The sequence below is a fragment of the Nodosilinea sp. LEGE 07298 genome (assembly GCF_015207265.1).
Lineage (GTDB): Bacteria > Cyanobacteriota > Cyanobacteriia > Phormidesmidales > Phormidesmidaceae > Nodosilinea.
The window spans coordinates 1-9,431 of sequence record NZ_JADEXE010000261.1 but is presented as its reverse complement, the minus strand read 5'-3'; the positions used below and the strand labels follow the sequence as shown (position 1 = coordinate 9,431).

General features: G+C 58.1%; 12 protein-coding genes. 5 read left to right on the top strand and 7 right to left on the bottom strand.

Going from position 1 to position 9,431, the window contains the following annotated elements; genetic code table 11:
* Positions 1-31: 31 nt before the first annotated feature.
* Together IQ273_RS25675 and IQ273_RS25670 are read right to left on the bottom strand one after the other, a co-directional pair.
* Positions 32-1,093: a DUF6765 family protein gene (locus IQ273_RS25675; protein WP_194025983.1), complete on the bottom strand. Its 1,062-nt coding sequence runs from the start codon at positions 1,091-1,093 to the stop codon at positions 32-34.
* A 419-nt stretch (positions 1,094-1,512) separates the two neighbouring features.
* Complete coding sequence (locus IQ273_RS25670) at positions 1,513-2,106, bottom strand: hypothetical protein (protein ID WP_194025982.1); 594 nt, start codon at positions 2,104-2,106, stop codon at positions 1,513-1,515.
* Between the two features lie 172 nt (positions 2,107-2,278).
* On the opposite strand from IQ273_RS25670, the gene rsmI reads away from it, so the two are divergent.
* On the top strand, positions 2,279-3,157 hold the full coding sequence (rsmI, locus tag IQ273_RS25665; RefSeq protein ID WP_194025981.1) for a 16S rRNA (cytidine(1402)-2'-O)-methyltransferase: 879 nt from the start codon (positions 2,279-2,281) through the stop codon (positions 3,155-3,157).
* A complete protein-coding gene (locus IQ273_RS25660; protein ID WP_194025980.1) occupies positions 3,141-3,407 on the top strand; it encodes a hypothetical protein in 267 nt (88 codons plus the stop codon). The genes rsmI and IQ273_RS25660 overlap by 17 nt, the downstream gene beginning before the upstream one ends.
* Positions 3,408-3,496: 89 nt before the next feature.
* Here IQ273_RS25660 and IQ273_RS25655 read toward each other — a convergent pair whose 3' ends face one another.
* The gene (locus IQ273_RS25655) at positions 3,497-4,102 is read right to left on the bottom strand and encodes a cupin (RefSeq protein WP_194025979.1); all 606 of its coding nucleotides are present in this window, start codon (positions 4,100-4,102) and stop codon (positions 3,497-3,499) included.
* A gap of 2 nt (positions 4,103-4,104) precedes the next feature.
* A complete protein-coding gene (locus tag IQ273_RS25650) occupies positions 4,105-4,902 on the bottom strand; it encodes a nuclear transport factor 2 family protein (protein ID WP_194025978.1) in 798 nt (265 codons plus the stop codon).
* Positions 4,903-5,002: 100 nt separating this feature from the next.
* Here IQ273_RS25650 and murG point away from each other — a divergent pair, with 100 nt between their 5' ends.
* Positions 5,003-6,112 (top strand): undecaprenyldiphospho-muramoylpentapeptide beta-N-acetylglucosaminyltransferase, encoded by a 1,110-nt coding sequence (gene murG, locus IQ273_RS25645; RefSeq protein ID WP_228053866.1) that lies wholly within the window; start codon positions 5,003-5,005, stop codon positions 6,110-6,112.
* The gene (pyrC, locus tag IQ273_RS25640) at positions 6,100-7,128 is read left to right on the top strand and encodes a dihydroorotase (RefSeq protein ID WP_194025977.1); all 1,029 of its coding nucleotides are present in this window, start codon (positions 6,100-6,102) and stop codon (positions 7,126-7,128) included. The genes murG and pyrC overlap by 13 nt, the downstream gene beginning before the upstream one ends.
* Positions 7,129-7,135: 7 nt before the next feature.
* Here pyrC and IQ273_RS25635 read toward each other — a convergent pair whose 3' ends face one another.
* From IQ273_RS25635 to IQ273_RS25625, 3 genes are all read right to left on the bottom strand, one after another.
* Positions 7,136-7,717: a thioredoxin domain-containing protein gene (locus tag IQ273_RS25635; protein ID WP_194025976.1), complete on the bottom strand. Its 582-nt coding sequence runs from the start codon at positions 7,715-7,717 to the stop codon at positions 7,136-7,138.
* Positions 7,718-7,851: 134 nt separating this feature from the next.
* Positions 7,852-8,274 carry a DUF4112 domain-containing protein gene (locus tag IQ273_RS25630; protein ID WP_194025975.1) on the bottom strand — a complete coding sequence of 141 codons (423 nt, stop codon included), beginning with the start codon at positions 8,272-8,274 and terminating at the stop codon, positions 7,852-7,854.
* A gap of 67 nt (positions 8,275-8,341) precedes the next feature.
* Complete coding sequence (locus IQ273_RS25625; protein ID WP_194025974.1) at positions 8,342-8,587, bottom strand: hypothetical protein; 246 nt, start codon at positions 8,585-8,587, stop codon at positions 8,342-8,344.
* Positions 8,588-8,840: 253 nt separating this feature from the next.
* Here IQ273_RS25625 and IQ273_RS25620 point away from each other — a divergent pair, with 253 nt between their 5' ends.
* The gene (locus tag IQ273_RS25620; protein ID WP_194025973.1) at positions 8,841-9,428 is read left to right on the top strand and encodes a DUF1997 domain-containing protein; all 588 of its coding nucleotides are present in this window, start codon (positions 8,841-8,843) and stop codon (positions 9,426-9,428) included.
* Positions 9,429-9,431: the final 3 nt, after the last annotated feature.

Here is a 9,431-nt window from a genome sequence, read left to right as displayed (position 1 = left end):
CCCACTCGCCCACCCATCCACTCACCTACCCCTACGCGACACAAATACCAAACTGGGGCAGCAAATCGTGGATGACATAGAAGTGATGAGCCTGTAAAGCATCGTGAAAGAGCTTCCAGTGGCTGGTCAAGAAGTGGGGCGAGTAGGCAATGCGCGTCTCCTTGCGCTCGCCCTCCCCCGCTCCGCCTAGCGCACGATGCTTCCAAGAGCCGTAGCCGTGGGCAATGTAGCTAACCTCGGCGGGGCCAAAGCTAAAGCTGCCCTGGGCAATGTGGGCGATCCACTGCTGATGGCGGCTGTTGCCTTCGCCATAGGTGGTTTCAAACAGTGCCGCAATTTTGGCCCGGTCGGCATCGGGCAAGCCGGGCACCCAGGCTTCGGCGTCGCCTGCTACATACCGCTGCATGGCCTTGCACATTTCGTCAGCGGCTTCTAAATAGTCTTTGGGGTTGTTGCGGCTAATTTTTTCGCCCCGACCGTTGGTGTAGCCCCAGCGCAGGTAGGGCTTGTCGGGGTTGCTCAGCACCGTGCCGTGGCCCAGGGGCAGCGCCCCGCCAATAAAAAAGCCCTTCAGTCGATTCATGAGACTTTGGTCGGGCTTGTTATTGCCATCCACCAGGTCACGGGCGCTGTTAATTTCGTGGCTGACCCCCGCAAAGCCTTGGTGCGCCCAGGTATCGGCAAAGACGTGCAGAGTAATGCCCAGGCGGTGTAGTCCGTAGCTGCGGTAGCGCTGCTCAATGCATTCGCGCACCATGCCCTGGGCGACGGGGCTATTGGGCCGACAGATTAGTTTTTCGATAAACGTGCCGGGCGGGTCTTGGCCAGCGGGCAGGCCGCCGTTGCCGGGCAGAAAGTGAAACGGAATCCACACTTTGCAGTTGGCCAACTCCTTGAAGTTGCGGTAGTCCAGCATTTTGTGGGCCGAACTGATGCGATCGAACATCGCGCCATTGTCAAAGCGAATTAAGCCTGCCTGGGTCGAGTCATCAACATACTGGGCGCTGTGGGCCACAATGCTGGCCTCGGCATGCTCAAACCCGGCCAGGCGAGCACACACGTAGGTGACGCCGTGATGAAAATCAATTTGCATGGCACAGTCTGACTAGCCGCACGGTCTACCTCGCTACAGGGCACAACCCTAAATTAGGGTAAGGGTTAGCGTGCCCCCTGCGGCATTAAGCATTGTGATCTAGCCCTCAGAAGTGAAGGGCAGGGTGCATTCAAACAACCTGTAGAAGCATAGGCATAGCCGGGTCAAAGGATTTATGGCCGTCGCCCTGAGCTATCAAGAGCATTCAGATCGGCTTTAAAGCTAATTCCAATTGGTGTTGAGGGATTGAGGCATGACTTTGAGTAGGGGCAAATGGCCGTTTGCCCTTACGAGAGACGTTAAATTTCTGATTCATACCTATGGTCAGCTTCCCCCATTTCTGCATTCACCAGGGCGCGTCAAGGTTGAGGCATGTTTTTCTCAACCCTGCACCCCAATGCTGAAATCTCACTCGCCGATCAGTTTTCTGTGGGAGCTGTGTCTTCTGTCGGTGCTGCACTGGCTCGCGCAAAGGATTGGTGAATCGCCATCAGCACCGGGTCGAGGTTGGTGGTGGGGTCACCGTAGTAGCTGGTAATGGTGGCAGTGGCAGTGGGGTAACCCACGTAGGTAACAAAGGCGTTGGGTAACCCGTCTGGAATGTCGCTCAGCCACAGACGCACGGCAGTAACGCCGTCGATGGTAACGGCATCGTAGCGGCTCACGGTGTAACCTTTGGCGCGAATATCGTTCAATGACTCGCCGACCACGACCTGGGGCGGGGCTTCTTGCCAAGTGATCTCGGTGCGAATGGCGGGCAGGCTGTCGGTTGGCCCGGCGCTGTCGGCGACCACCTGGGGCGCATTGGTCTGGGCGTTGACCTGCCACCCCACCGGAAAGGCAATCGAGAACAAATCTTCGTAGCGGGTGGTTTCTAACTCTGGCATAGCAGACGCCGCTGGGGCAGCCTCAGCGGCCACCAGGGTGTCGGGAGCCTGGGCCAAAGCGGCGGGCACACCAGCGGTAAGCGTCGCCGCCCCCAGCACGAATCCCAAAAGCGTAAGCTGTTTCATGACGATTTTCCTTTGCGCTGCCTCAATCATTGCTGCTTAGTATCCCTCAGGTCGAGCGCAGGGTGATTGATCCAATGGCCACTTTTTGAACTACCCCCCTCTGCCGTTGAACAGTTGAAACGTTCGAACGTTACGCTAGCCTGTGAGAAACGTTTTCCTTTGCCGCTCGCCCATGCCCTCCGCCCCCGATGCTGACCCCAAACCTGGCCATCTCTACGTGGTGGGTACCCCGCTGGGCAACCTCGAAGATATGACGTTTCGCGCCGTGCGCCTGTTGCAGGCCGTCGATCTAATCGCCGCCGAAGACACCCGCCATACCGGCAAGCTGCTGGCCCATTTTCAAATTGCCACGCCGCAGATTAGCTACCACGAGCACAATCGCCATAGCCGCATTGGCGACGTGCTGCACCACCTGCAAACCCGCCAGCACGCCGTGGCGCTGGTCAGCGATGCGGGTATGCCGGGCATTTCTGACCCTGGCTATGAGCTGATTGCCGCCTGCATTGACGCAGAGATTCCGGTGATTCCCATTCCGGGGCCAACGGCGGCGATTACGGCCCTGTGCGTGGCGGGGTTGCCCAGCGATCGCTTTGTCTTCGAGGGCTTTTTGCCGCTCAAGGGTAAAGAAAGAACTGCGCGATTAGACGCGATCGCCCACGAAGATCGCACCATTGTGCTCTACGAAGCGCCCCACAAGCTGATCAAAACCCTGGAGGATTTGGTGGTGGCTTTGGGGGGCGATCGCCCCGTCACCCTGGGCCGCGAACTAACTAAGCGATTTGAAGAATTTTGGCGCGGTACCCTGGGCGAGGCGCTAGAGCATTACCAAACCACCGCTCCCAAAGGCGAATTTACCGTTGTCATTCAGGGCGCAACCCGCGAAGCCCCAGTGCTATCCAATGAGGCGATTAGAGCAGAACTAGAACACCTGCTGCGCCAGGGACTCTCTCGCGCCGATGCCAGCCGCCAGCTTGCCAAAGCCACTGGGCAACCCAAAAAGACGATCTACCAGCTTTCTCTCAGCATTGATACCGATGAATCTACCAACTAGCGGTTTGGTTATGGCAGTGCAGGCCGATGATAGGGCGTTGCAGGCCGATGACATAGCGTTGCGGGCCGATGACATGGCAATGCAGGCTGGTGATGTGGCGTTGCAGGCCGATGACATAGCGTTGCAGGCCGGTGATATGGCGTTGCAGGCCGGTGACATGGCAATGCAGACCCTTGCTATAGCAGTGCGGGCCAGTGACAGGCTAGATCCACCCCACGCTTTGGCATTGCCAGGGCATGCTCTGCCATAACCACACCGCGCATCAACATTGCAGCGCCGCGACACGCTATCTCTGCTCCATGTCATGCCGTAACGGGGCTGCTGGTTGCTAAATTTGGTTCAAAATAGCTTAGCGGTTTGGGTGGCGAGGTCAAACTCGTAGCGCTGGTCAAACCGCGTCCTGCCATAGAGGTTAAACGACACCGTGGGCTCATTGCCCAGGGCCTCTACGCTATGAATGGCATCGGCGGTGAGCGCCACCACGTCGCCGGGGTTGAGAATAATGTCATCGACCAGTTCTAAGTGGTCGGGATGGTTGGGCAGAGGCGATCGCCGCCACAGGCGGTTGCGCTCTTGGCCACCCACCAGCGCCACAATGCCCCAGGTGCCGTGGTTGTGAATGGGCGAGGTTTGCCCCGGTAGCCACGACACCATCTGCACGGTGAGCGGGAACTCGTGCTCGCGGTAGAGAAAGTTGACGCTCCAGCCGGTTTTGGGATCGGGGGCGCTGTACTCTAGCTGCAGCCAGTAGGAGCTGACCAGCAGCTTGCGCACCAGAGGGGTAATCGCCTCCAGGCGGCTCACATCGTCGTGAAAGATTTCGAGAATGTCTTCTAGCTCGGTCAAAAACCGATACAGGCGGTAGTATTGCCCTGGCTCCAGTGTTTCAGGGTTGCCAAAGGGGCGATGGGTGCCATCGTCGCTGAGTAGCCAGTTATGTGACATGGCTACTCAACCCGTACCCGGCGCGTCTCAACCACCATGCCGTCTTCGCGAATGACTACGGTAGAGACCCAGCGGTTGTCGGGTTCGGCAGGGGCGGTGCCCACTTTATACAGCCCCCCCGAGCTGAGCAAATCGAACACGACCGGACGTGGCTCAAAAAAGTCGGTGGCGGTGACGCCCTCTTCAACGGCGACCCCCATCAGCGATCGCGCCTCTAGCGGCTCTACCACAATCGTATCAAAGCTGTAGGTCTGCCCCAGTTCCAGGGTTTCAGGTAGCTGCACTTGCAGCGTGGGCGGGCTGTCACCCGATACCAGGCGGCTGGTTTCGCTCAAGATTTCCTGGTAGGCAATTTGCCCGGCTTCGAGCTGCTGGCGCGAGGTGATGTCGGCGGTGAGGGTGAGGGTGCGATCGGGGCGGGTCTGGTTGCCGGTTACCGTGGTGCGGGTTTCGAGGCTGTAGCGACCGGGGCCATCGGCCTGCCAGCTGAGTAGCTCAATATCGTAGGTAATATCGGGATATTGCTGCCAAAGGGTTTCTAAGGTTTGGCGCAGCTGGGCATAGTCGAAGCCAGTATCGCTCGAAAACGACTCGCTATAGAACGCCATCACGGCATCGAGATTGCGATCGCTGGCGGCTGCCTCTAGCTCGCTCAAGACTTGCTGTACCTCGGCGGGGGCCGCCTGGGCCAACACTAGCGGGCGCGACTGAGCGGCAGGCGCGATCGCTCCAGCCCCCAGCCCCAGGACCGCCATTGACACCAATCCCAGACTCCACTGCTTTGCTGAAGCTTTAGCCACGCTAACTGCCCTCGATACCAGAGAAATACTCCGTCTACCTTATATCAACTGACAGGGAGTTGGTATAGTTAGAGTCGTTTTCAGCGTCGAGGGTGTTCCCTTGTCCCAAGCATCTACTCCTGTGGCTTCCCAGGCCGCATCGCCCCGGCTGCTGGTAGCCGCCAGCGGCACCGGAGGGCACTTATTTCCCGCGATCGCTACCGCCGAGGCCCTGCTCCAGGAGGGCTACAGCATTGAGTGGCTGGGGGTGCCCGACCGGCTCGAAACCACCCTGGTCCCCGGCCACTTTCCGCTGCATACGGTGCGCATGGAGGGTTTTCAGGGGCGGCCTGGGCTGGGAACGATGAAGACGCTAGCCAAGTTTGGCCAGGCCACCGTACAGGTGCGGAAACTACTCCAAAAAGGCCACTTCGACGGCGTGTTTACCACTGGTGGCTATATCGCGGCTCCGGCGATTCTGGCGGCGCGATCGCTGGGTCTGCCCGCCGTGCTGCATGAGTCCAACGCTCTACCCGGCAAAGTGACCCGCTGGCTTAGCCCTCGCTGCACCGTTGTAGCGCTGGGGTTTGATGCGGCCCAACCGTACCTACCCAAAGCTAAAACCGTAGTGGTAGGCACCCCCGTGCGCGACGAGTTTCTCACCTCAGAGCCACCTGCTTTAAACGATCCCGCCATTCCCGATGGAGTGCCGCTGATTGTGGTGGTGGGCGGCAGCCAGGGAGCCGTCGCCGTCAACCAACTGGTGCGGGCCGCTGCCCCAGCCTGGATCGAAGCGGGCGCGTGGATTGTGCACCAAACCGGCAGCAGCGACCCCGACGCCGACAGCTACAGCCACCCTCACTACATTCATCGGCCTTTTTTTGGCTCAATGGCAGCGCTCATGCATCGGGCGACCCTGGCGATTGGCCGGGCCGGGGCAGGCACGCTGACGGAGCTGGCGATCTCCCGTACGCCATCGATTCTGATTCCCTACCCGTTTGCGGCAGAAGACCACCAGACGGTGAATGCCAAAGCCTTTGTTGATGTCCAGGCCGCTTTGATGTTGACGCAAAGCCAGGTCGTCGCCCCAGCATTTCAGGCCCTGGTGCTTGATTTGCTGGCAGAGCCTCAGCGGTTAGACGCGATGGCCGCAGCAGCAGGGAGCCTAGCCACGGCCGATAGCGCTACAAAACTAGCCGATTTGATTCAGCAGGTTGTATGGAAAAGCTGACCATTACTCGACCCGACGACTGGCACCTGCATCTACGGGATAACGACGCTTTAAAAGCCGTCTTGCCCCATACAGCGCGTCAATTTGCTCGCGCCATCGTCATGCCAAACTTAAATCCTCCCGTGCGCTCAGTCGCCGATGCCGCCGCCTACCGCGATCGCATTCTGGCCGCGCTTCCGGCTGGCCAGCAGTTCGAGCCCTTGATGACCCTTTACCTCACCGACAACACCAGCCCTGACGAGATCGTGGCGGCCAAAGCGGCTGGGTTTGTCAAAGCCGTGAAATACTACCCCGCCGGGGCAACTACCAACTCAGATTCGGGGGTAACGGATATTCGTAAATGCGATCGCGTCTTTGCCGCCATGGAGCAGGTTGACATGCCGCTCCTGCTGCACGGAGAAGTGACCGATACCGACGTCGATATGTTCGACCGTGAAAAAGTGTTTATTGAGAAACACCTAGCTCCTCTAAAGCAGCGCTTTCCCAAACTGCGCACGGTGCTGGAGCACATTACGACCTCAGATGCAGTAGCGTTTGTGCTGGCAACCGACAACATGGCTGCTACGGTTACGCCACAGCATCTTCTGTTTAGCCGCAACATCCTGTTTCAGGGGGGGCTGCGTCCCCACTACTACTGTCTGCCCATACTGAAACGGGAGACCCATCGCCAGGCCCTTTTGCAAGCCGTCGCGACTGGGAACCCAAAATTCTTTCTGGGTACCGATAGCGCGCCCCATCCCCGCAGCGGCAAAGAGAGTTCCTGTGGCTGCGCGGGCTGCTTTTCGGCCCTGCATGCCCTAGAGCTGTACGCCGAAGCCTTTGAGAGCGTCGGTGCGCTCGATAAATTAGAAGCCTTTGCCAGCTTTTACGGGCCTGACTTCTATCAACTCCCCCGCAACACGACCCAGGTTACCCTGACCAAAACGACCTGGCGCGTTCCCGATGAACTGCCCTTCGTAGAGTCTGGACTAGTGCCGTTACGGGCTGGGGAAGAACTGACCTGGCAAATGGCGTAGCGAATCTCTACAGCATTGGGTCGATAATTGATTGCCAATCGCCGCTCGTAGAGCTTGACTCCAGCTGGGGTACAGGACTGCCGTTGATAAAAACAGTCGGCGTTGACCAAACCCCGCGACTGATGGCGTAGCGAACAGATGCCTTGGCTCGACTCGCTACCGAGCCTTCCTCATTGCTGATTTGCTCAGCCAGATCGCTGGTTGACAAGGCTGGGTCAAATTTAGCAACCAGGTCTTTGACTAGCTGGCGCAGGTCGGATCGGGTCTTATTATCAAAGGCGTCTTGAGCGTAGTCGGCCTGGTGCTGGTACAGGTGGCTCATAAACTGCCAGGCCCGTAGCGGGTCGTCTGCTGCGATCGCCACCACAGCTTTGGTCATATCCCAACTCTGGCGATGGTCGCACAGCACGATGGGATGAGCGGTAATGCCGACGCGATCGCCCTCGTAGTGGTTGGCGATCGCCCAAACTGTGGGCCAAGCCTTCTTTGAAAAGGGACATTCCAGATCGATAAAGACCTCTATCTGCACAGAGGCATCGCCAGACCCTAAACGAAACCCACTCGGACGAGACGGAACAGGCATTGACATAGGTAATTGGTTTTTATAGCGTCTGACGCAGTTTATGAGACTGCAAGCAGCGCTGTTACCCTCGCAGGGCAGATTGATATACGCAACACACCAAAAAGCGATCGCATGGAAACCTGCGATCGCTCCCCCCAAAATTACGTGTAGACCTCACCATTTTGAACACTATTCAAGTTGAGGCTGTCTGCGTCTTCTAACTCGGTTGACTCGCACTGCAGATGAGCTTCCAACAGCTTTAGGTTCCGCACGTTCGACTTATAAAAGGCATCAAACAAATCCCCTACCAGTGGAACGGTACCCACTACAGCCTCCAGGCCGATATTGAAGACCATCTGCGCCAGGATGCCCCTGGGCAGACCAAATCGGGCCGCCAAAACGATGACGTAAGCCGATATGGCGGTAGCAATCAAATCGCCCAGCCCAGGTATGAGCCCAAGCACCGGATCCCAGCCGACTTTTAGCCCCAAAACGGGGATTCTGAAGGCCGTATCCATCAGTCGGCTAATGCGACGGATACGGGTTAGGTTTCTGAGTTGGGCGGCGGTATTAATGGTATTCATAGGCTAATCCTGCCAGCTATGGCTAGCAGTTGTCTTACCTCGAAGGACGGAAAAAGGACCAATTGAACTACTTGGCTAGCTGGGTGGCCTCAGAGTGAGCAGCGGCCCGAGCGGTCAGCGGCTGGAGGTGAAAGCCCACCACCTGCTGCCCCCGACAGTAGATACCCAGCTTGGGGCGTACTTCAAAGGCAGGAGTAGACCCTTTCTGCGCCTCAGCCTCGGTGTAGAGCCAGTAGCCCTTTGGCCCGGCCACCAGCTGCACTGGGGTTTCTTTGGTACGAGAAATTAGTACGTGAGTTGGGGTAAATGTCATTGCAGTCTCCTGGGGTGCAAGCCCCTTAGTAAGCAGTAACTCTATGTAACGCCTTCTCAGAAAAAGCTGAAATCGTAGGAGCCGAATCTCCGCAGGGAGGATCTCCCTATCTCCGCAAACGTAAAGCCGCTTAGGGTGCCCGACAGTGCCTGGTGAACCCCACGAAATCTGAAAAACGTACTAAATTATTAAACATGAGTTACAAAACTTCATCTGCCCTGGGTGGTACCCCGTTTTCAGGTAGCGTTTTTCTATGCAAGAATTTCACGCCAGCCAAAATCTGCGCCTGCGGGTGCCCAACGAGGCCATCCCCATTGAGCACTACCTGCGGCAGCCCCAGCGCCTGGTGCAAGCCATTACCGACCCGCGCCGCATCGAGGTGATTGGGGATGGCGTCTATCGACTGAGCCTGCGGCCCCTACAGTTTCTTGGCATTAGCATTGAACCCACTGCCGATTTGCGGGTGCGATCGCAGGCCGACGGTAGCCTTCAACTAGAATCGGTAGGCTGCCAGGTCAAAGGGCCTGACTACCTCAGCTTTGTCAACGATTCCTTTGGCATGGCCTTGCAGGGCACCCTCACGCCCCAGCGCCACGACCGCTACACCGAACTCCAGGGCCGGGCCGACCTGCAAATTCATATCGAGCTGCCGCCCCCCATTCGCTTTATGCCCGCCCCCATGCTCGATAGCGCCGGGAAGACCCTCCTCAGCGGCATTCTCAGCACCATCAAGCACCGCATCGAGCGGCAGCTGGTCGAAGACTACCGGGCCTGGGTCGCAGCAACCCACGCTCAGCCTGACGTGAATGGTCAGGGGTCGCTGCGCGGTCGGGCTGTATAGAGA